The sequence below is a fragment of the Pseudomonas sp. CFBP13528 genome (assembly GCF_005233615.1).
Lineage (GTDB): Bacteria > Pseudomonadota > Gammaproteobacteria > Pseudomonadales > Pseudomonadaceae > Aquipseudomonas > Aquipseudomonas fluorescens_AM.
In genome coordinates this window covers 60,162-82,547 of the sequence record NZ_QGAJ01000007.1, presented here as the reverse complement: position 1 = coordinate 82,547, position 22,386 = coordinate 60,162, and the positions used below count along the sequence as shown (strand labels likewise).

The following is a 22,386-nucleotide window of genomic DNA, read 5'->3' as shown; positions in this document are numbered from 1 at the left end:
GGGTGAAAACTATATTTTCTTTCGACGTCCCAGCTGTGCAACCAGATAGGCGACGGAGTCGGCGTTGTTAAGTACCGTCAGGATGCGTTTAAGCGGATCAGTACGGAAAACGCGCCGCGCATCGCCGAGGGTTTGGGTGCCTGTGACAGTGAGCAGCCTGTCGAGTACAGGCTGTGTTGACGTGCCCGTGGCAGGGTCTGTTTTGAGGCCGGTGGCAATATCGACAACCTGGAACAACTCCTGAGTCGGGGTGTTGAGCGACAGTCTTGAAAGCTGGCGGTTTTCCAGGGCCGCTTTAGTGTGACTGCCCGTAGCGGTCTGGGGATCAATCAGGTCATGAAAGGGATGGGTGGACTGCACGTAAGCCAAGTCCAACGTCGCACATACATGATGAGTGATTTCGTGAATGAGGGTGGTCGCACGGGCATGGACGTTGACGTAGAACGGCTTTATCAACAGGTGACTGTATTTCAGACCCGGATTGAAAAATGCTTCGGTCAAGTACAGCAATTGAAGCGGGTCGGGGACAACCGTAAAGGCCAACACCTTGTAGGCGCCCGTCTGGGCCGGCATGCGGGAGTACCCGATGACAAAACGCGTTGAGTCCGGCGAGGCCAGGGAAGGTTCCATCAGCGCGCTGCACACCTTGTCGACAATCTCCTGAATTTTTTCAAGGTGTTCGACCTCAAGCGTCTGCAAACCAAAAAACGTTTTGATCTGTTTGGCCAGTTCAGGTGCAGCAAGGGGGGTGTGTGCGAGCAGGCGCAAATTTTCCTGGGCGTTCGTTGCATAGAATGTTGCCAAGGCGAGTGCCTCGGTGATCATCAACGACTCCTGCGTGTAAAGCGCTCGAATCTCGCGCATGCCGCTGGCCACTATATTCATACTGGGGCGCGCAAATGGCTCGGAGTAGAAGCGATTGGTCAGTCGCGCAATGGCTCGTCGCCCCGTCAGCAATGGGTCAGTGCTACTGAGCATCCATTGTTGTGCGTTGCTGTGCACCACCGGACCGACTTCCCCACTGCCGGTGATGCGCCAACCCAGGCCATGCTTGATGACTTGGAAGACTTTCCCTGCCACCGCCGCGTAGTAGTGGTTGGAGGCTGATCGGTAGAGATTGAGTGAGGTGTCTTTGATCAGGCTGGCCAGGCTCGGCTCAAGGACTTCGAAACGCTGGAGCCGGGTGCGTGGCGCAGCGGTAATGTCCAGCGCGGGCCAGGACACCACAGAGGTCACGGGTGTGGCAGGCGGCGGCATGGGCTCGGGTGCCGAGGATGGGCCGCCCTCTGAAACAAGCGGCATGGAATCGCGCAAACCGACCAGCAAGGCGACCCCGCCGATGAAATGACCCAGCGCTTCATGCCATTGGTGTCCCTGCAGTTCTTCGGCAGAAGCCTTGAACAGTTTATAGCTCTGCCAGACCACCACGGGGTAAGCCAGTTTACCGGCAAAAAACACAATGGCCTGCTGCACCCCCTCGGAGAATACGGCCTTGGCGGTGTCCCAGGCAGCGTCTGCATCAGCCGTTTTCTGGCAGCCCAGCAGCGTTGTCAGCAGCTCGACATTGTCGTTGAACAACTGTTTGAACAAAGGCGCGTTGATGGGGTTGCATGCCAGCTGAAGGGTGTTACTGGCTTGGGGATGCTCCAGTGCGCTTGTCAGTGCTGTGTGGTCAACGGCCGGGACCACCAGCCGAACCCAACGCTGTAAGGCGCCGGAGGCTGTCAACTCAGCACGCAGGGCGGCCTCACCGGTATATTCCTTGAGGGTGTAGCCTGGACTATAAGGGGCATAAAGGACTTGAGGCCCCTCGTCACCCGAGGCGCAACCGATCAAATAAGCCCCGGGAATCCTGATGGTTTTCTTCCCGGCATCGACCAACAGTTCCAGCGGGCGGATCATGGCGTTGGCGTTCACCACTGTCGCACGGGCGATCGCATCGGGCATGTCCATGATCTGTTGAATGAGCCCGAAGGCCGCCGGTGAAAGCTGGCCTTGTAACGTCATGCCGTGAGCGTATTGCATCAGTTGCCACGGCATCTGCTTGGCAAATCGCGTAGAGCGTCGCTCAACGTCCGGGCTGGCCGGGCCCAGTACGGATTGGATGTACGTTTGGTAAGCCGCGTTGATGTTCAGCGCCCGTATCCGCGTTTTCAGCGTCTGCGCAGCCAGGGTGGGTGGCAACGGCGTTGTACCGATGCTGGCGAACAGAGGCACCTCATCGTTCCAATACGACTGATGACTCAAGGCATAGCCCAGCAGCGACTGGTTGCGCGCAGGCGTACTGCCCTGCGCCGGCAGCCCGACTTCGATTTCATCCGGTGTGACGCTGTCCTGATCGTCAAGGTCCTTCAGTAAGGTGCTGAGCTTCTTGCGCGTGAACAGAGCCAGTGAGTCGATCCCGTGCAGGTAATCCTGATTGTCGGTGACATTATTTCGATACTGCTCCAACAATTCGGCATGGAGCTGTTGATCCACAGCACTGGCATTGCCTAACCCTTGCAAACCCTGTTGCACGATCATCGACTGGACCATGTCCCTGGCACGCCGCACGTTAGTGGGCGCCAGGTTTTGTGTGGCTTGAACCTGCCAGAGCTTACGCAACTGGTCGACCGACAGGTTCATGGACAGGATTTGCGCCAGTTCACGGTCTTTTTGTTGAGCACAGGTACGTTGCAAGTGCTCGACGAGGTTGTCTTCGATCAGTTCCAGGGAACTGAGTGCATAACTCGGCTGTGAATCCCAGTCCGGTTGCGCCAGGTTCGCCAGGAACACCTGTCGTTCATCCGGGAGCGCCAGGCGTCGATCCATTTCTGCTTTGAAGTGATTCAATGAGTAGAAACTTTCCAGGCCCAACGCGGGCGTCCATAGCAGCGAGCGACCGCAGTATTGAGGGTCAAGCCCGCCACGCTCGGTCAGCACGAAACAGTTATTGAGTAGCAGCGAGGTGTCCTGCCCGGCAGGTGCGACCCGCAAAAAAAACGCATCAGGACGGAACCCGTTGACACTCAGGCGCAAGTCCCTGGCGTAAATCCCCAGAGTGCTCAAGAGCACGGCGTAGTCGAGGGGTAATAACGCCTTGTTCCAAAGCCTGCATTGCATTTCCCCTGTCAAGCCCATCTCCATTGCTCTTCTCAGCAAGAGCTCCATGTTGGGGTAGACACTGTGGGTTCTGCGCAGATACTGCTTGAAACCGCCGACCGCGCTGTCGATCAGCGTATTGAACGCAGTGATGTCCATGCCTGAGATCCTGGTGGCGGGTTTGTCAGGAACGGTTGAGTAGACGTGGGTGTTCAGCGGATCGATGAGTGGACCCATTTCGCCACATAAGCGCGCCAGGAAATAGTCGACCATGCTGCTGGATGACAGCAGTTGAGGTTTGTCAGTATCACTTGAAGGGTTGCTGTAGTGGCGTACCGAGAGGCACGCGGCCTGCAGGTGCGCCTGTTTGATAGCGTGCAGCTTGGTGTTGAGATAAGTGGTGGCAGAACGCTCCAGCGAGGGCCGCAACGCTACGTGTTGTTCGAGGTCGGCGCTGACGTTTTCAAGTAGATGCGCAGTGGTGCGCAACGCAGCAAGCGTTGGCGGAACGCTGGGTTCGGTCGCCGTTGCAGTCCAGGTGTCGGCCAGCTGGGTACTCCAGCGGCCCATGGGTTCGAAGGTGCGTAAGTGGGGGGCAATCATGCCACGCACATCCAGCACATGATCGACCAGGGCGTTGAGGTCCATCGTGCCCCGGCTCAGGCGATACTGATCAAGGGCGTATTCCAGGTTGCGACCTTGTTTTTCGATGATGCCCTCCATGATGCGTTGGAAAATAACCCCGGTGATCGGGGCTGTGGTGACGTCGCAGGCCAGCAGGTCGACTTCGTTATAGCGCTCCGGCCTGGACAGATGATTTCTCCAGGCATCGGCATGCTGGCGGGGGTTGAGATCATCAAGAAGTTGGGTTTTGAGTGCACCCAGGTCGGTAAACGATTGCAGGCCTTGGTGAGGGGTATAGAGCAGCCAGGGCGAGCCATCGTCGCTCTTGTTACTGCTGATGATGAGTGTGCCCGCCAGCTCGGCGGCGGACTGTCCAGGCTCGCTCAGCAGCGCCTTTTCAACATCAAGCGCGGGAGCAAGCGTTGTCGCGGGCAGTGCAGCCTTGAGCGGCAAGGCCTGCAGTTGCAGGCGCTGGTCAACCGTTATGGTAGTTTGCTGTTGTTGCTCCAGCGCCACCGTGAAGAAGGCATTGGCCATGGCACTGGTAAACAGTTGTAGCCGCGACGACCCGGTGGCAGCCGGCAGCGTCCAGAATGTCTTGGGCTGTTGCTTCATATGCGCTTTCAAGCCCCGGGCCAATCCTTGCACTGATACGTCCCAACGCAACTGATCATCAGCCGCCTGAGTGGGCTGCTGGGTGGCAGGAACGCGTTGGGGATTGTAGTAGCGCCGGGTTTCACCGGCAGGCCAGCCATTGGCGACGAAATACCTGAGGACGGTTTCGCTCAGGGTGCGGGTGGTGGTGTGTCGGGCCGTTGGCGTATCAAAGTTAGCTGATTCGCTGGATGCGTCGATGACCTCACTCTGCACGTGGATTTGACGCTGGTCGACACCCGCAAAAGACTGCGCCAATTCAGCGCAAATGTACTCATCCAGCAGAGAAGTGAAACTGGGCAGCAGGAGCAGCTCCTCACGCATCAAACGAGCATTTTCGCGCAGGTTGTTGGAGAAAGTCGTATGTTGTGCCTCGAAGACAGCGCCGGCCACGGTATGTGTGGTAATCGTCAGGGCCGCAGTGGGCGTCAGGGTCACCTGCTGGGAGATGGAAAGGTAGTCAAGCAACGCTTGGCGCTGCGACGCGTCTTTGAGCCATGCACCTAGTTGCGTCTTGAGGGCTTCGTGGCTTCCCAGCTTTTCCAGACCCCGGGCGGGTGTATAGAGAACAACCCCGCCTTCTGGGGCGGGGCTCATGACGAATGCACCCGCCAATTCAATAGCCGGGTGAGCGTGCAGGTTCAGTTGCAGGGTCTGGACGTGCATCGGCGCTTGTTGTGCCCGGCGCAAAGCATCGGTGGCCAGATAAATGCAATCGAACCAGTCAAGGTCCTTGAGGGTAAAATTGCGTGTGCGTTGGCGCTCGCTCAGTTGCGTGCGATCGGTTTGGGTTTCGCTGAAAAAATAAGGTGGGTGGTCAGTGGCCATTGAATGCTCTCCATGCCGCATTGGCTGCCGAGGTGAGCAGCGGTGAGTGATCTGAAAAGATCACTCTGGCGTTTCAAGTGTCAGCCGTGGCGCTATATATGCAGGAGCGATTCAGGCTCCGGTGGAATGCTCGACACATCGCTCGCCTTCACCCCGAAAAAGCGCAAGCGAGCTCAACAACGTACGGGTATCGCCCTCGGTGATGAACAGGTCACGGAAAGCTTTACCGGTCTCTGAGTTGAATAGGCCGTCACGCTCAAACCGCTCAAAAGCTTGGCGGGCCAGAACACCGGACCATTTGTAGGAATACAGTTTGGCCCCATAGCTGCCCATCGGCTGTTCGAAGCTGTTGATCGGACGGGCGCCATCAGGCCACTGCAATTGCCCGACTTCAACGTTGGCCTGGGTGAATACTTCATGAGGTGTGCGCCCGTCGCCATAGGTACGGTGCAAATCGAAATCGACCAGGCCCGTGAGCAAAATACTGGCGGTTTCCTGACTGGTCTGGGTGTGAACGAATCGGCTCATTTGAGTCGCCATTTTGTCAGGCAAGGGTTCTCCCGTGTGCAAATGGCCGGATAGATAGATCAGGAACGACGGAGTAAAGCAGAACTGCTCCAGCACTTGGCCGAAGAATTCCGTCGCATCATGGCTTAATTGGGCCATACCCGAAATCGCCCGGTAGGGGGCGGCGGTCAACAGGTGCTGCAGGCAGTGGCCGAACTCATGCAATAAGACCCTCAATTGCAGATGATCGAGCAAGCAGGGCTCGGTCCCAGTCGGTCGTGGCAACTGGCTGCGTAGCACGGCTATGGGCCGTTGTGGGCGCCCCTCGGCAGTCATTCGGTGATTGCGCAAACCCATGGCGGCGCCAACCTCGCCGCCCACCACGCGCCGATAACAGTCAATAAACAAATGTCCAATCGGCGCCGAGTACTCCCTGAGTTCAAATACCCGCACATCCGGGTGCCAGGTTTCTACAGTGGTCTGTTCAATCAGCTCAACGCCGAACAGCGTTTTGGTGAACGTGCACAAGCGTTGCAGCACCGTGTCCAACGGGAAGTAATTGCGCACTTCATTCTGGGAGACGCCAGCCACGTCCTGGCGAATTTTTTCCGCAAAATAGCTGAGGTCCCAGGGTTCCAGAGCATCGACTCCCCGCTGCGCGGCATAACGTTGCAGTTGTTGCGCCTCATGGGCAAATGTCGGGCGTGCCTGATCAACCTGGTGGTGCAAAAATGCAATGACCTCATCGGTCGTCTCCGCCATTTGTTCAACCAGCGCCAGTTCGGCGAAGTTGGCATAGCCCAGCAATTGTGCTTTCTGGTGACGACTGTCGAGCAACACTGTCAGAATCGGTTCATTGTCGGTGGCAATGGCGTCAGGGCCGGTGTCCACGGCACGGCTGTAATAAGCCACCATCATGTCCTGGCGCAAGGCTCGATGCTCGGCGTAGCTCATCACATCCCGAAAGGATTGCTCGGAAAGGGTTAATAACCAGCCATCCAGACCTGCGTCCCGAGCCGCGACCTCCATGCGTGCCAGGGTGGCGTCAGGCAGTCCGCTCAGCAGCGTCTTGTCTTGAATGTGCTTGCGCCATGCGTCGCCGGAGTCACTCACACGGCGCAGGAATTCCTGACTGAACTCATCGATTTGCCGGTTCAACGCTTTCAGAAGCAGCTGTTTCTCAGGAGAAAGATCAAGACCCGCCACGTGGTACTTGCGCAAGATTTTACGCAACGTACTGTGGCGTTGTTCATTGAAGAGGGCCGCGATCGGGCTGTCGGCAAGTTGCCGGTGAAGCTGATACAGATCGTTGTTCCCGGCCAACTCGGCTTTGTACTGCATTGCCAGCTCATAACTGCGGTGTGATGCCTGCTTCCAAGTCGCCTCTTGGGGAATAGAGTCAAGCAGTTCAATAACTTTGAGAACGCCATCCAGGCGAGCCTCCAACGCCTCCACCGCCTGCACCAGATCGTCCCAGGTGGGGAATGGCGCCTGGCTGGCAATGATCGTGGAGGTGGTGCTGCGGCTTTCAGTGATGATCTGCTCAATGGCAGGCACCAAGTGTTCAGCCCGGATGGCTGAGAACGGGGGCAAGTCGTAGGGCAGTAGCAGTGGATTGCTTTCAGACATGAAGTCACTCTTCAAAGGTAGCTGTTGAAGCCGCCAGCCTAGGCAATGAATGATCGTTGGAGGAATAGATAGATATGAGCAACGCCATAGCGCGGGGTAGCGGATACCGCGTGATGCTCAAGCACGTCGCGCAGGGCGTCACATGTCCTTGGACGCTCACAAGCCATCTATCCCATCGAATACATTTGAATTCCAAGAACATAAATGTGTTCGATGGACAGCGTTGCGCAGTGCTTGCAGGCACGCCCTTGTCACTGTGCTCACCGGTGCAAGGAGCAAGTCAGCATAACGGGGCCGCTGCTACAGTCAGGCTATAAAGATGAACACTTGCGCCGCCCTTTATGATTGACCACTCTCGCCCGCCAATGCGGTCTGCTCACAGGCTCCAACCTGTGGCACCAGCTGGATATCCACACGCCGGTTAGCGGTACGCCCAGCCTCGGTCGCATTGCTGGCGATCGGCTGATTGTCCGCCAAGCCCTGCACCGCGAAACAACTGTCGGCGATGTCGCCCATCTGCTGCATCCAGTCGCGCACGGCTGAGGCGCGGGCGTGGGACAGGGCCAGGTTTTGCTCCATAACTCCAGTCGCATCGGTGTGCCCGGCGATCACGATCAGCCAGCCCGGTTGGGCTTTGATACCGACCAGGGCATTGATCAGTACTTTGGTCGAGCCAGGCTTCAGGGTTGCGCTGCCGGCATCGAACAGCGACAGGCTGTCCAATCGCACGGGTTCGGGCATGAGGGGTGGAGGGGCTTGATGTGTCAGCCATGTCCGCCAACCGAGTCCCGCGAGCAAGGCGATAATCAGCGTCCCGGCAAATAGCCATAAAGCCAGGCGCCGCCTGCGTGGCTCCACGTCAGGGGGCGGCAGGATCACCACAGGTGTCACCCCTGTCGGCGTTATCGCCCTAACGGGAGCCAGCACCCTTTCGCCCGATGCATAGCTTTGTTCAAGGCGCTGGATCAGGCTGCCCACCTGGTGGCGCAGAGCCTGCAATGTCAGCAGAGGATTAGCGCCCTGAGGAAGTAAACGCGCATGCAAACGTGCCAGTTCGGTGTCCAGTTGAACCAGCGCGGGCACACTGTGGGCGGTCATCGCCACGCTGCGCATCAGCAGTTGCAGTTGATCGAACAGCCACCCCAACAGGTCCAGGCGCACTGACGCCATCGACGGCCACAGGCGTGCCCACTCGCGGCTCAGGGCTTCGAGCAACACCACGCCTTGGGTGATGCCCTCCAGCCCATGACGCTGACCGCGTGCCAAGGTGTAAAAACACGCGGTCTGAAGGTCGGCGCCATTGTGTTGGAACAGCGCCAGGCAGCTTTGCTCCACCTTGGCCCAGTCCACATCCGGGCAGGCAGGATGACTGAGCTTGGCCAGCTCATCGCGCACTACTGTAAATTCACTGAAGCCGCGCGGATCACCGCCGACTCGAATACGCATCTCAAACAACGCCGTCATCAGGCTTCCCTTCCGTTATAGGTTCAAGGCTTGGTCAGGTACTGCTGTCGCTTCAAGTGGCGGACCAGCACTTTGCCCTCGGGCGCCAGGGTGGTGCCGAAGCTCACGTGCTGCCCATCCTTGAGTTGCGCGTCCAGGGCGTACTCCAAGTGCCCCGGCAGCGTCTGGGGCTGCAGGGCGATGGCGACCGCCGCCAGACGCGGTTCGTACTTGAGCAAGGTGGCGGTCATGGTGCCGATCAAACCATGGGCGGTGGCGGGCAACCCCTGCAGGATCAAGCCCATGTCCGGCAGCCCGTAATCGGGCAGATGGCTGAGCGCACCGGCGCGGCTATTGAGGATGCGCTGCAGGTTGTCCAGCACCGACAGGGCGTGCTGGTCCTCCTCGCTGATGCGATGCAAGTCCAACTCACCGTCGAAATTTTGCAGCAGCCTTTCGTACAGCGAGGGGTTGTACTCGGTCATGGTTCAGTCCTTTACCAAGGGCCGCAGGGTCAAGCGGTTATCCCCCAGCTCGATAACCCGCGCCCGGTCCGGGTCCAGGTCATCGCGGGTCAACGTCAGGCGCCAGGTGTTCAATTGGGTATCGGGGCTGCGAAACAACGCCACCACCGTGACGAACTGAGCTTCCTTGTCCATCGGTACGTTCAACTGGGCGCCCTCCTCGGGTTTTACCACCACCGAGCGTTTGTCCAACAAGGCGCTCGCCAGAAGTTGATTGTCATCGCCCAACAGCCCGTCGTAGGTTGCCTGCTCTACCGCTTTGCTGTCGCGCAGTTGGTACACCCGCACCAGGGTCGGCACCGACAAGGCGCTCATGTCCGTGGCGGCGGTGTTGAGCGCCGTGCGTGCACTGAAATCCAGGTGCAGGGTTTTCACCTGCTTGTAGAAGATCGCCTTGGCGGTGGATGCCGTGCCATCCGCGACGGTCTGGGCCAGACCACACCCGCCGAGCGCCGCGAACATCACCAGACTAAAAATGGTACGCAACATGCTGTGTTTCTCTGTTGTGGGGATTAATCGAAAGGCCTTGGTAGCGGCCCAGGTTGATCGTGAGCGTGTCGTGTTCCGCCACCTGCCAGGCATCGCTTCCCAAACCCAGCACCCCGGTCATGCCGAGCCGAATAGGTGCTTGCCCCAACACCGGTGCGGGCAGGCTGTGCACTGGCAATGACAACTGCAGTTTCGCCGTGCAGCGCCACCCGAGGTACACGCGTAGCAGCACCAGCAGGTCGCTGTACAACTCACCACCGGGCAACCAGCCGCTGGCTTCCTGCGTGTCTTCGGTGTAGAGCGTCAGCCGCAGTTGGCTGTTGGCATCCAAGCCGACGCTGCCCAACGGTGTCCCCTGGGACAAACTGACTGGCCGTTGGCGGGAAAGGCTGGCCGGCTGTTCCAGCGCAATTCTCAGTGGCCAATGCGGGGTCACCTGCGCCTGGGTGTTGGGCGCCAGCAACTTGACCAGCGCGGTGATGCCCTCAGCATTGCGCGTGGGCAGGCGCATCACACTGAGCAGGGCCAGAAAGCGCGAGACCGGCGTGGCGATCTGCTGGGCGGTGCCCGGAATGCCCAGGCCGATCAGGCCCAACAGGCATTGCGAGGTGGCATCAGTGCCGCCTGCTTCGAACGTCGCCGGGTAGGAATACTTGCGCCAGATCCGGTAGAACTGAGTGAAGATCCGGTGGTTGAAAATATCCAGGAAGGCTTCCAACGCTTCATGCCCTTCCCGGCGCTGCGCGATGTCATCCAGAAACACCGTCGGCATCGGCGAGTCGACCCCGTACAACCCGAGCAGACGCGTGCGTATGGTTGCCGGGCGCTCCGGGTGAGCGTCATCGGTTTCAATCGCCTTCAACTCGCTGGCCGGAAAGCCCATGCCCGGATCGGGCCGAAAGCGCACGGCGTCATCGGCCGGGTGCGCGGTGCTGCCCAAGGGCGGGTGATCGGGCAAAGCCTGTTCCAGCAACTGGCAAAAGCGGTACAGGTTAGCCTCAGCCACTTGGTCCTGCAGGGCGTCGAGCAGACCGTCGGCTTTCAGCCGGGAATACGCTGACTGTGGTTCTCGTTCCATCGCAGGCACTTTCCAGTAGGTTGCAGGATCAGCGTGAGCTGGGTGTACAGATGAATGTCGGCATATAAGGAGAAGAAGCGATTGAGCATCTCGCCGAACAGGCTGATGTCGCCCTCCCCTGAAAAGCCATTGGCATCCAGGGTGATTTCGATATCCACCCCGCGCAGCAGAAAGCCTTTCTCGAAACGCTGCACCAAATGATGCTTGACCTCGACAATCGCCGCCAGACGACGGCGATTGAGCTCGCTGCCGGTCCAGTCGTACAGCGCCAGGGTGCCGCGCAGCACCTCGGCGTTGTCGAGCATCGGCAGGAAGTTCGAGCCCAAGTGACTGAGCACCCGCCAGTGAAAGCGGTCGCGGTTCGGTGGGTAGCACGGCAAGGTCGGCGCACACAGGTTGCGCACGCGCAAACCGGACTGGGTGGACTGCACCACCGTATCGAGCAAAGTGCTTTGCAGCGCCTTGCGCGGCAACTGGCCGTGGGTGCCGGTCAAGCGCAACGACAGGCTTTCGCGCTCGCACAGGCGGTCCTTGTCAAAGCCCTCGCCGCCCAGAATCAGCCAAGTGTCATGCAGGCCATTCGCTGCGCGCTTCAGGCGTGTATGAAAGTAGCGTTCCGGGGCATCAAAGCGCAGCATGCCGCCCTTGTGGCGAAAGCTGGTGAACGGCACATAGTCTTGCCGTTCGGCGTTCCTCGACGCGGTGACCCGGTCCACCGAATAGATCTCCGTATGGCCGTCCTGCAGGCGCATCGGACGCAGGAGATAGTCGGTTTGCAAGGGCGCCAGGGTCAACGGGTCGGCCTCCAGCGCAAACAAATTAATCACCGGTACCGCGTGCAAGCGGATGTGTTCGCTGTTCAAGTCGAAGTTGGCCGGCCAAGGTTCGCGCAACACCACTTCAAGCTCGAACCAGGCGGTACCGGGTGCAATCTTCAACTGCTCCAAGCCACACAAGGTCACGAACATGAATTTTTCACGAAAGCTGAAATATTCCAACAACAGCTGGTAACCGCTGAAGGCGCTGTCACCCTTGGGCCACAGCCGGTCTTCATCGGCAAATCCCTTGGGTGCAAAATGCGCGGTCAGTGGCTGGCGTTCGGTCTGGCCGGGCCAGCGCACATACAGCGCTTGCGCATTCAGGGTCAGCGCCTGATGCAACGCACTGGCCAGCGGCGCATCGGCATTCAGGTACAGCGGCAAACGGCTGAGATCGATCAGGCTCCAGTCCGTCAACGCCCCACAGGCAAAGCGCAGGCGCAACACCGAGCGACCATCCATTTCATGACCGCGCCCCACCGACTCCAACGCCAGCGGTCGCAGGGTCACGTCCTGGGTGGTGGTGTAACGGCAACGGGTGCGTTGTGGCCCGATGGGTTGCGACAGCACCTCAAAGCCCTGAGCGATCAACTCGCTGCGCTTCATCTGCGCCAGTTCAGGCGCCAATTCGACCACCGACAGGGATGGAATGGTGCGCAAGTAATGCGGCCACAACAGGCTGACCAGCCCCTCGGTCAACTCCGGCAGGTCATCGTCGAGCTTTTCCCGCAGACGACCCATCAAGAATGCGAAGCCCTCGAACAGGCGCTCCACATAGGGATCCTGTGCGCCCGGTTTGTCCAGGTTGAGCTGCGCGGCCCGGTCCGGGAACGCGTCCGCGAACTCCTTGCCGGCCTCGCGCAGGTAGCGCATTTCGGCATCGAAATAGCGCAGTGTCAGATTGTCCATGCTCACAGAAAGAATCCTGATGTAGGAGGGTTAGCCGCAAAGCACTGCGGCGCGTACCGGATCGATGGCTACCAACGCCGCCAGCAAAGCTTCCATGCGCCGCGCCAGGGTGGGTTTGTCGGCGTCATTGCGCTGGGCTTTGACCCGCAGCAGCTTGAGCAGGCGCGCCTTGACCTCGAAACTCAGCTCCGGCTCCCACTCGGCCAAGGCCTGGCGTTGCGCCGTGGCGTCCAGTTCGGCCAACAGATGGATGGCCAGATCGCTCTTGCTGTACTGCTCGGCTACCCGCGCCATCAACAGGCGCAACAACCAGCGTTGGCGCCCGGTGTGGATACCAGGGCGTGCGGCCAGCCAGGCCAGTGCCTGATCCACGCCGTCGCTGTCAGCCTGGGCCACGGCCTCGCCTTCCAGGGACAGGATGTCGGTATCGCCAGTGGCCGGTGCCGCCGAGGGTACGGGTAACCATGGCTGGGGCTGGTTGCCGCTGACGTGCTGGGCAATCCACTCGCGGGTGGTTTCGTCGGCAAACGGGCTGCCGTCGCTCCAGCACAGCACGTCCAGACCCGGCAGGCGCTCAAGGAACATGCCCAGGTCACGCTTGGCGATATCGGCCCAGCGATCCTGCGGCGCGGGTTGTTTGCTCAGCGCCTGATACAGGTACCACTGCAAGTCCAGCCAGAAATGGTTCACGCCCTCGGAATAGATCCGCTCGACCTGCTCGATCAACTCCGCCCAGTTCTGTTGCAGGTACAAACGTTTGAGCAGCGCCCGATAGTCTCCACGCGGTGGTGTCAGGCGCGTGTTGTTGTTCGTATCCTGCGGTGGGGCCTGATGCACCGTGTCCCAACGCAAGCTTTTCATCAGGCGGTGAGCCGCCAGCCAGCCCAAAGGTTGGTCACGCAGGTACCCCGCCAAGGCCCGGCCGCTGTCCAACAGGTCGCGCCCGGACTTGATCTGCGGCGCTGGCGCCTGTGCAGTCGCATCATGGCTGGCAGTATTCTGCGGCACCAAGGCGTCCATGCCACCGGACTGCGCCAACCTCGCGGACAGGGCGGCATACAGGGGCTCCAAATGTGGACGCTGCTCCTGCGGCCACGCACCCAGCCCGCGCTCCAGCCAGGCGAGTGCTGCGGCAGTGCGCTCGGCCTCGGCCTTGACCACTTCCGGGTACAGCGACAGCGTGTCCAGCATCTTGGCGCCGGCCAACCATTCCAGGGCCATCTTGCGGCTGTTGGGGCGGATGGGCAGCACTGCGTCGGCAAAGCGTTCCACCAGCGCTGCCAGCAGGCTCAGGCCGTCGGCCAGACCGACTTCACCGTCCTTGTGTAAGCGTGCCCACAGGTAATAGGTGGCAACGCGCAGGTCCTTGCAGCTGTGGATCAGCAGCTTCTGCGCCAGTTGGGCCACCTGCTCGGCATCGGCGCCCGAGAGCTTGTTGACCTCTTCACGCATGCGCAGGAAGTCATCGTCGTAGCCGGGGTCTTCGCCGACAGGGGAGTCGGTGCTGATGGGTTGCAGCCAGGGTTGCCAGTGGGCGGCTTGCTCGCGGGCGACGGACAATGCGTCGCGTTCGCCGAGGCAGCGGGCGATCACAGTGCGCAGGCTCATGGGAAACTCCCGTTTTGCGCATAGGGCATATCAACGGTGTTCTCGCTGAGAAATATCTGAGCGGGCAACTTGAAGCTCCTCAACTTGAGCAATGCCAGCGGCCCCGCATCCAGCTCGGTGCGCAGGTGCCAGACCAGGCTCAAACCATCGGGCGCCTTGAGCACCATGCGGTAGCGGCTGTCACCGTCGTCCAACGGCGTGACCTGGGCTTTTTCCAACAGGCGGATCAGGCCCCAGGTACCGGAATAATCACCGAACAGCCGCTCGCCGGTATGTACGCTGGTCCAACTGAGGCTCACGCCGGGATAGTCACTACGCCCCGGCCAGTTGAAACGCTGCCAGCTCTCCTTCTGGTTGAAGTACTGGTGCTTGTCGCCGTTGAGGATGAAGGTGGTTTGCACCACATCGCGTACCGGTTTGCCTTGCAGCTCAAAGCTCAACCCCATACCGCCATCGGTGTAGAGCACATCGGCCAGGTCGCTGAGCTGGTTGATGGCAGTCAGGAACTGCGGGTTGAAGCGCAGCCCTTGGCTGTGGCGCGGATCAGCCATCCACCGGCTACCCTCCTTGCGCAACACGCCGCTCAATTGCCGCTGCAAAAACTGCTCGATGCGGCCGGAGTCTGCGCGGATCATCTGGCCCAGCATCGGTAAGGACGCATCGCTGGCAGTGGCTGTAAACGGGTAGCGGCTGGCGAAAGCATCGTCCCAATGGCTGACGATCGAGCGTTGCCACTGGCTGTTGATCCCAGCGGCAGACGGTTGCAGGACGCGTTGCCAGGCGTGTTCCAGTGGTTGCACGAACAGCGTCTGCGCCGCCCCGCCCCACTCGGCCCCCAGGCTGGCGGCCATCAGGCTGCCGTAGGATTGAGTGTCGGTCAGGTCGATGCTCTTGCCTTGAAACACGGTTTGCGCCAGTGCCTGGGTCATTTCCAGCGGATCGGCCGCCGTGCTGACCTGCTGCAACTTGAGGCGGACCCGTGTTACCCGTGTGAGGAATGCCTGGAGGCTCAAGCCATCGGCGCCACTCTTGCCTTCGGGGCCTTTGCCCAGCAGCGCCAGCAACGGGCCGAAGGTTGCGTCCAAGGGGCTGCTGGGCAAGTGGCCAAGCTGGTCGATCACCGGGGCCTTGTCACGCCCGATCAGCTTTTGCGCGGACGTCACCAGTGAATCGGCCAGGGCTTGAGTTCGGGCACCGGCCTGCCCTTGGTAGGCCAACGTGTTCATCAGCGCGATCAGCGGCGACTGGCGCACATCACTCATCAGCGTCAATTGGTCAATCACTTCGGCGAGGCTCCCGGCCTGCTGCCAGCGCAGACTGTTGAGCAGATCCAGCCAGGCACTGGCGTAGTCCTGGAAGTACCGTTCGGTGAGCCGCTCGCGGAGCTGGTCCGGGCTCAAGCGAGTGTCGATGTCGGTGGGCTTGTCGCTGAGTACCCAGTCGATTTCCTCGCGGCGGGCTTCGGCGATCTCGTCGATGGCTTGGCGCACCTGGCCCTCCCAGGCCTGTCGGGTGAATACGCCCGGCACGCTGGCATCGGTGGAGAACAGGGCCAGGGCATCGGTGTCACCCACCAGTTGGTGAAGGCCTAGCTCCGGGTAGTGATTGGCGGCGTCATTGAGCAACTGTTGATACAGGCTGGCCTCGGCGTTGCGTTGGCCCAACTGGCCGAGCAGTACTTGGCGGACTTGCGCGACCAACCTGGGGTCGGTCTCGATGCGCCAGGCCGGATTTGCGGTCAGGTGTTCGCCATAGAACCGCCACAGGTTGGGCGCCAGGCTTTGCCATAGCCCAGGTGATACGCCTGTGCGTGTAGGCTCAACGTCGCTCAGGGTTGTAACCAGGAGACTGGCATCGGCTTTTTCCGGGCGCGCCATCATCAAATAGGCTTTGAGCTGGGCGTAGGCCTCTTGGGCACGTTCAGCACGCTCGGGGTTGTCCGGGGCCAGCTTGACCAGCGCGTTGAGCTGTTGGCGCAGCGTGGCGGCGGCCGGGTCGCGGATCAGGCGGTTGTTGGCCTCGACATAACGTGGCCACAGGGTTTCAAGCAGTGCTGGATTGTGGTTCAAGCCGAAGCGTTGATACCACGGAGCGCCACCCTGGACGCGATCATCCAGGCGCGCCAGTTCGCGGACCAACTCATTGAGGGCCTGGAGTTGTTCGTCACCTTGCGAGGAGTGTTGCAGGGCCGCAAGTGAGGTGTGTATCTGGGCGATCTGCGCGCGGTTGCTGACGAAAGACAGCAACAGTCCAGCTCCCCACAGCACGGCCAATCCCAATGCCAGCGCATAGGTGATGCGGGGTGCGCCCCAACCCAATCGACGGCCACTGGCCGCTTTATCGTTGAGAACGCCTTGCCAGGCCGTATTCACCGGCCAAAAGTGTTCAAGCGTGCTCTCAACAGGCACCACCGGCAGACTGAACCATAGGCCGCGCAAGGGTACACCACGGGAAAACTCGCCCAATAGCGGCGTCAATACCTGGCGCCAACGGGCAATGCCGTCGGCCTGTAAATCGCGGGACAATCGCAGGAGGAAGTCGTGGGTCATGGCATCGTGCATTTGCGCCAAGCCCGCGCGGCGCAAGGGGTCGAGTAAACTGTCCAGGCTGTTTTCTAGAATCAGGGGGGTGACACGTGATGGCAGCAGGCAGCCCACAGGCTGGCTATCGCGATCGTTCTGAGACCATGCACTGCCGCCCACCTGCCACAGGTGCAACGGCAACTGCCAACGCAACGCACGGGCCAGGGTTTGCAAGCGACGGGCACCGGTGCTCATGGCGGCGGCATCGGTGCATTGGTCTTTGCTCAATGCCCAGACCACCCCATTGAGCGCACGCCTGCGGCACAGGCCACGCCACTGCAAGAGCAACGCTTCTTGCGGTTCGCCTTGGAGGCTGCCGGCCCACAGCAGCACGGTGCTCTGCCCTTCCAGCCAACGCTGCTCGCTCAACCCCGGGGCAATCGCCTCGATCTGCTCAGGTTCACCGACCACCAACAAGAGGCGAACTTTGCGCCGCCAGAAGACACCATAGCGTTCTCGAAGATAAGCACCATTGGGAACGGCACTTTGCGCAACCTGAGCAACGTGAGGTTTAGGACGGGCCGCTTGGGGGAAATCCTTCGCGTCTTGCTTACGATAGGCCGAACGCCCCAGTTCGCGGCCCAGCAAATGGTAACCCAGTAGAAACAGCACCACGATCAACGTGGTCGCAGCGATCGCCAGCAGCCAAAAGGTCTGGCGTTCGCTACCAGGCTGAATACCCAGCCAGTCCGGGTAGCGCCACACCACCACTCCCAGCAGCGTGCCGGCCAACAACAGCGTGCCAGCCAGAACCCAGAAGCCTACAAAGCGTCGAAACTGCATTCGAGATCCCTATTTCGAAAGCGGCAGCACAGGCGTCATCGCTGTGCTCCAGAGCCCTGCATCAGTGCAGCCGCTCCCGCTGAAAATAAACTGCGGCCCAGCGCCGCCCTGCATGGTGTGTGTTGCAGCGGCAATGGCCAGCCACGGTGCGGCTTTGCCTGAGTGCCCCAGTGATATATCCAAGTTCTGGATTCCTTGGTCACGCGTCACCGACATGGGCACCTCACCCAGTACGTTGTTGATCGCCGCGTGACGTTGCGCCTCTATTCCTGCCCGCCAGACATGCCGCACTGAAGTCGCATCCACCGGCCCCCAGTTCAAAGCTTGCGTCACGGCGTAGTGCAACGCTTCAATCGATGATTGCTGTTCAAGCTCCGGGCGATGCAGAACAGCCACGGGAGGCAAAGTCGTTTGCGTCAAACGGTTGCCAAGCAGCAACCCCACAACCACCTCCCCTGTTGCCTCGGGCTGCGTCGGTGCGAAGTGCACTGCAATCACCAGCAGCAGTGCCTGATCGTCGCTACGCTCATCGAGCCACTGGTCCAGCGCGGGCAAACCACACCCCTCCAAGGCGACGAGCGTTTGACGGATACCCGACTTACGCAAAGCCTGTTGCCATACACGGTCCCATGCGCGATCCAGCAAGCCGGTCTCGACCTCCAGCAATATTGCCAGCGGCGTTTCATCAGGCAACTGCTTCAATGACGGCGCCAGTTCGATAAACAACTGCCCCAACGTGCGCAACAATGCGGGCTCGGGGTCTTCATTTACATCGCCAGTCAAACGGCTATGACGTAGCGTTACGCTGTCCCGCCGGGCGGGTTGCGCCTTTAGGGCTTTGGTCCCCCCAAGCAACGCAACCAGTTGTGCTGTGGAGCTTTCGTCCGGATTGCGCAAGGCGGTATGCAGACTTACGCTCAATACCTCCAGAGCGCGTCGCCCTTGATGGACTCTCTGCATCAAATCGTGCTCACGGGCCTCATCCCAACCATCCGCCGCGTGTTGCTGGCCGAGATACAGCAGCACCCTTGCGAAACTCAGCACACACCAGCCCAGAAACGGGATGCCTAGGGCGAAACCCCAAAACATGAGCGGCTGCTGGCTTGCCGGTGCAGTACTGAACAGCAACGCCCCCCCTCCCCCCAACAACAAGAAGAGCACCAGCAGGCCAAGCCACCGCCAAATACGAGGACGGGCCGGCCGTGTCGCCAGGGCTGGTACCTGGTTCATCCTGACCGGCATGATTAGCTGGCACCTGCAACAGGCAGCGATGAAATCAACGTACAACCACAGGCACAGGCGTGCCCTTCAAAGGCAATCGGGATGCCGTTGTCACGAAAGACCGGGTGGCCCTCGGAGATTTCAGTACGACCATGGCCTGGGATCGGGCAGTACACCGGGTCGCCTTCGCGGGCGACTCCGATACAGCCGAACTTCATGGTGGTGGAACCGGAGAGGACTTCGCCTTCGCTGGTTGTTTTGTCGCCTATGCGGATGATGCCTTTCATGCCATACACCTCTTTTAAAAGACCAACAAAATAAGTAACTTATCACGCAATTTTTAGACTCAATAAACCCACAAAATTAAAAAACAAACTCCCACTTAACGTCACCCTTTCCCACGAACTTATACACCCCCACGCTTAAATACCGAATCGATTTGTTACACACACCCCAAAGCATCGTCAACATCACACTCCAAGTGGGGAATCACTTCCTCAAGATCGTCTACATATATCTTTTCACATGACACTTGTACAGCCGAACCTTTAGATGTATCAGAAACCACTACTCCTGCACTTCTCGCCACCCCTCCAACATCTTCACCATCGTAGTTACTATAAAGACCATACACATAAGAGCCGATGTAGAATTTAATTACTTTGTAATCAACCTGATAGCGAACAAAGTGGTTCGACTTGAAAGCATCAAAAGCAAAGCCCGCTTCAGGAAAAACAAGCTCTATATTTTTTTCTCGACCAAAGCGGTACTGAACTCCAGCCAACGCCCCATCAATATAGCTTGGGCAAAGGGCCAGATCTCTTCCCCCACCAACTTTACACTGGAATAATGCGACCCCTTCATCACAAATTTTTTCCGGCATTGCCCATATTGGGCCAGTCCAGAGCACTGCATAAAAACAGACCAAGACCTTAACAAATAAATTACAAACCTTTAAGCGCATTATAGTTATCCCTCATCTTCCGATCATACCCTTTTTGACCTGGGCCATTATATTTAAGAGCAAACTTTAACCAATCTTTTTTTACAATCGCCGAAGACAGAATTGCATCGAACTTTATAAAACTTACGAACGCCTTTAAATGATTTTTCTCAGAACGATTAAGGTCTCGTACAAAGTCTTCAACAGAGGAATATCCAGCGTTTGAAAAATATCTCCCCATAATTTGAAAACGCCCCCATGACGCGGATTTCAAAGCCTCACTAGCACTCAACTGATAGGCCCTAACCATTTTTCCGTATTGTGCTGAGTGAAGGCCATAACCACCACTTACAGGGGATGATATATCCGGATCCGAATCATCAAACCGACCACCCGTTAACTGATGAAAGTAATGCCGCTCAAACAATATAGTTGCAACCTTATCGTCCTCCGCCTTCGTAAAATAACTACCTAAAGAGCCTGTCTCTGTAATTGCGACTGCCTTTATTGCCTCGACTTCACAACCAAGCGTAGCTGCCGCCAAAGCAAAATCACTTTCTTCAATCACTGAGCCGTCATACAAGTCCAAGAACCTCAGCTCTGTTTTTACGCCATTTATAAAAATTTCCGGATGCTTCTTTACGTTACTAAACCACCCCGCCAACCCCACTGGGTGAAAGTGATGGACCTTCCCATCAGTCGGCAAACCGACCTTGTCGGCTACGGCATCCCACCAACTTAGCTGTATAATACGCTCCTTCTCCGCCAACCAATTAATATGCGGAGTCGAGCCGCCATGACCAAACATTTCATCTAGCTCATCCCATTTTTTCGGTTTGTAGCACCACTCGCTTTCGCAACAGATAATTAACTGCGAGATCGACTGGGCGTGGGCAGGCACTCGAATTGCCGCTTGGATTTCCTCAGCGGTAATTTTGTTATCTCGATCACGATCGATAATTTCATACAAACGCTTCTTTATTGGCCCTCCATCCCCTGCATCGGCTAATGGACCATAGCGTTGGAGTTGTTGATCTGTGAAACGTTTAAGTGATCTAAGGAACGACGCCATAAACTCAGGAGCAGCTGTATAGTCCGTAATGACTTTGTAGCCTTCCCACGCCCACGGACTGACCCATGGGGTAACGCCCACTTCCTCGCGCACCCAGCCATCCAATAGCGTGTTGTTGGCATCGTTGAGAAGCTGATGAAGGCGATACCAGTTGCAAGCCTTGCGCCCTTCCGCCGCAGGCACCGTAATTTTTTCTGCGGCAGGCAAACTATCAAGCAAACTTTTGGGGACCAGTAGATCGGCACCGATTATTGCGTCAGCCGCACTGAAGGTGGGCAGTCGTTTGGCGTTGAAATGATCTTGATGGGCCACGACGGCAGTGCCCTTGACGAGCTTCAGCCAAGTTTTGCTCGTGGTGGGCAGATTCAGCTCCCACTCGCGGCACTTCTTTATGAATTTCTCCACATCATCGTCGCTGAACACCTCTAGGTGCAGCTTCTTTTCCGAACGGTCGGCGGCGTAGTCCTGGTAATCCCCAATGTGACCTATCAACTCTCCAGCCTTGATAGGAATAGGCTCATCAATCACAGATATATCATCAAGCTTCAGCGGTTTGCGCACACGATGCAGCGATTTAAAATGGATATATTGGTTGACGCGCTCCAGCTTGCGAAAATCGCCCTCTCCGCTGACTACTACTTGCGATCCAATTGGAAGTTTCAGGCCAATTATTTTACTGCGCGCACTTGCTTCGACATAGACGCCAAGATCTTTCTCAACACGATATTCACCATTCCCAATAGCCTTCAAGTGATCAGCACGAACGTAACCAAGTAGTGATCCTTGTGCATTTGGATCTTGCAGGTAACGTGGTCCTGGAGTGCTCTCAAGCTTGCGGTATTCACCGTCACCACTGATCGTGATTTCCGCCCCTCGCGGCAGCAATTCAAACACTTTGCCTTGACGGGGTAGATTCCGCACGTTCAGTCCGCGCTGTTCAGAGGATGCGGGATATTTATCCTCTGCTGTGTCAGGAACTAAGTAAACCTCACTTTCTGGCCAGAAAGCTGGCCGGGCAATGGCTGAAGCCTTTTGGTAGTACGTCCAATTTTGCAAGTGCATATACAGGCTGTAGAAGAACAAGCGGGGAGGAATTTCCGATTGACCTTCAATTTTCGGTGCCTCCAGAACATGACGCACCAACACGAAGTTACGCGAGAAGGTTTTCTTTACCGCCAGTTTGTTGACTTGATAGGTCGTCATCGGTGCGTGGCTGTCGACTCGGTAAGCCACCACCTCACCATCGGCGATACAGTGCACACTGGCCTTATCTAAATTGCTCGACGTGCCGCTGTCAAAATGCACTCCGCCATGCCAAAGGCCGCCTACTCCCAGCGGATATGAACCCGCTGCGGCACTAGCTAACTGGGTCAATTGCAACAACGGGTTGTTTTTATCCTTGAGCGGATGCCCCCAATTTTTGATCGGTGACAGTCCCTTTACCTGGATCACATCATGGTTGCTGATCGGTTTTCCATCGGGAGTAGGATAGAAAGGCTCCTGCGAGTTCGTCGTTTGCGAGTCACTTGGGCTAAATATATTGGCAAGCCGTTTGAAAACACCATCAGCCATGGTGCGCTCCCTCCTGGTCAC

At 58.3% G+C, this 22,386-nt stretch carries 13 protein-coding genes; all 13 read right to left on the bottom strand.

What is annotated here, in order from left to right:
- Nucleotides 1–9: 9 nt before the first annotated feature.
- The 13 genes from PspCFBP13528_RS15450 to PspCFBP13528_RS15390 all read right to left on the bottom strand — a co-directional run bounded on the left by PspCFBP13528_RS15450 (nt 10) and on the right by PspCFBP13528_RS15390 (nt 22,365).
- Nucleotides 10–5,187 (bottom strand): DUF6543 domain-containing protein, encoded by a 5,178-nt coding sequence (locus PspCFBP13528_RS15450; protein WP_137200541.1) that lies wholly within the window; start codon nt 5,185–5,187, stop codon nt 10–12.
- A gap of 111 nt (nt 5,188–5,298) precedes the next feature.
- The gene (locus PspCFBP13528_RS15445) at nt 5,299–7,323 is read right to left on the bottom strand and encodes a M3 family metallopeptidase (RefSeq protein WP_137200540.1); all 2,025 of its coding nucleotides are present in this window, start codon (nt 7,321–7,323) and stop codon (nt 5,299–5,301) included.
- 339 nt (nt 7,324–7,662) lie between these two features.
- Entirely contained in the window at nt 7,663–8,787 is a 1,125-nt protein-coding gene (locus PspCFBP13528_RS15440) for a type VI secretion system ImpA family N-terminal domain-containing protein (RefSeq protein ID WP_137200537.1), read from the bottom strand.
- A 23-nt stretch (nt 8,788–8,810) separates the two neighbouring features.
- Complete coding sequence (gene tssE, locus PspCFBP13528_RS15435; protein ID WP_065952860.1) at nt 8,811–9,251, bottom strand: type VI secretion system baseplate subunit TssE; 441 nt, start codon at nt 9,249–9,251, stop codon at nt 8,811–8,813.
- Nucleotides 9,252–9,254: 3 nt separating this feature from the next.
- Nucleotides 9,255–9,779 (bottom strand): type VI secretion system lipoprotein TssJ, encoded by a 525-nt coding sequence (gene tssJ, locus PspCFBP13528_RS15430; RefSeq protein ID WP_137200535.1) that lies wholly within the window; start codon nt 9,777–9,779, stop codon nt 9,255–9,257.
- Nucleotides 9,760–10,857, bottom strand: a complete 1,098-nt coding sequence (tssG, locus tag PspCFBP13528_RS15425) for a type VI secretion system baseplate subunit TssG (protein WP_065952862.1) — start codon at nt 10,855–10,857, stop codon at nt 9,760–9,762. Before tssG ends, tssJ begins: the two co-directional genes overlap by 20 nt.
- Nucleotides 10,821–12,590, bottom strand: a complete 1,770-nt coding sequence (gene tssF, locus PspCFBP13528_RS15420; protein WP_065952863.1) for a type VI secretion system baseplate subunit TssF — start codon at nt 12,588–12,590, stop codon at nt 10,821–10,823. The genes tssG and tssF overlap by 37 nt, the downstream gene beginning before the upstream one ends.
- A 24-nt stretch (nt 12,591–12,614) precedes the next feature.
- On the bottom strand, nt 12,615–14,192 hold the full coding sequence (gene tssA / locus PspCFBP13528_RS15415) for a type VI secretion system protein TssA (protein ID WP_101220968.1): 1,578 nt from the start codon (nt 14,190–14,192) through the stop codon (nt 12,615–12,617).
- Nucleotides 14,189–17,557, bottom strand: coding sequence for an ImcF-related family protein (locus tag PspCFBP13528_RS15410; protein WP_137200533.1), 3,369 nt, complete (start codon nt 17,555–17,557; stop codon nt 14,189–14,191). The genes tssA and PspCFBP13528_RS15410 overlap by 4 nt, the downstream gene beginning before the upstream one ends.
- A gap of 9 nt (nt 17,558–17,566) precedes the next feature.
- A complete protein-coding gene (locus PspCFBP13528_RS15405) occupies nt 17,567–18,799 on the bottom strand; it encodes a hypothetical protein (RefSeq protein WP_101220869.1) in 1,233 nt (410 codons plus the stop codon).
- Between the two features lie 2 nt (nt 18,800–18,801).
- On the bottom strand, nt 18,802–19,065 hold the full coding sequence (locus PspCFBP13528_RS15400; protein ID WP_101220868.1) for a PAAR domain-containing protein: 264 nt from the start codon (nt 19,063–19,065) through the stop codon (nt 18,802–18,804).
- Nucleotides 19,066–19,220: 155 nt separating this feature from the next.
- On the bottom strand, nt 19,221–19,742 hold the full coding sequence (locus PspCFBP13528_RS15395) for a hypothetical protein (RefSeq protein WP_137200531.1): 522 nt from the start codon (nt 19,740–19,742) through the stop codon (nt 19,221–19,223).
- Entirely contained in the window at nt 19,723–22,365 is a 2,643-nt protein-coding gene (locus PspCFBP13528_RS15390; RefSeq protein WP_101220867.1) for an N-acetylmuramidase family protein, read from the bottom strand. Before PspCFBP13528_RS15390 ends, PspCFBP13528_RS15395 begins: the two co-directional genes overlap by 20 nt.
- Between the last annotated feature and the right edge of the window lie 21 nt (nt 22,366–22,386).

Excerpts from the sequence above, each read along its gene's own strand:
- tssA (WP_101220968.1), bottom strand. The coding sequence starts at position 14,192 with ATGAGCCTGCGCACTGTGATCGCCCGCTGCCTCGGCGAACGCGACGCA.
- PspCFBP13528_RS15445 (WP_137200540.1), bottom strand. The coding sequence starts at position 7,323 with ATGTCTGAAAGCAATCCACTGCTACTGCCCTACGACTTGCCCCCGTTC.
- tssE (WP_065952860.1), bottom strand. The coding sequence starts at position 9,251 with ATGACCGAGTACAACCCCTCGCTGTACGAAAGGCTGCTGCAAAATTTC.
- PspCFBP13528_RS15410 (WP_137200533.1), bottom strand. The coding sequence starts at position 17,557 with ATGCAGTTTCGACGCTTTGTAGGCTTCTGGGTTCTGGCTGGCACGCTG.
- PspCFBP13528_RS15390 (WP_101220867.1), bottom strand. The coding sequence starts at position 22,365 with ATGGCTGATGGTGTTTTCAAACGGCTTGCCAATATATTTAGCCCAAGT.
- tssG (WP_065952862.1), bottom strand. The coding sequence starts at position 10,857 with ATGGAACGAGAACCACAGTCAGCGTATTCCCGGCTGAAAGCCGACGGT.
- PspCFBP13528_RS15440 (WP_137200537.1), bottom strand. The coding sequence starts at position 8,787 with ATGACGGCGTTGTTTGAGATGCGTATTCGAGTCGGCGGTGATCCGCGC.
- PspCFBP13528_RS15405 (WP_101220869.1), bottom strand. The coding sequence starts at position 18,799 with ATGCCGGTCAGGATGAACCAGGTACCAGCCCTGGCGACACGGCCGGCC.
- PspCFBP13528_RS15400 (WP_101220868.1), bottom strand. The coding sequence starts at position 19,065 with ATGAAAGGCATCATCCGCATAGGCGACAAAACAACCAGCGAAGGCGAA.
- PspCFBP13528_RS15395 (WP_137200531.1), bottom strand. The coding sequence starts at position 19,742 with ATGCGCTTAAAGGTTTGTAATTTATTTGTTAAGGTCTTGGTCTGTTTT.
- tssJ (WP_137200535.1), bottom strand. The coding sequence starts at position 9,779 with ATGTTGCGTACCATTTTTAGTCTGGTGATGTTCGCGGCGCTCGGCGGG.
- PspCFBP13528_RS15450 (WP_137200541.1), bottom strand. The coding sequence starts at position 5,187 with ATGGCCACTGACCACCCACCTTATTTTTTCAGCGAAACCCAAACCGAT.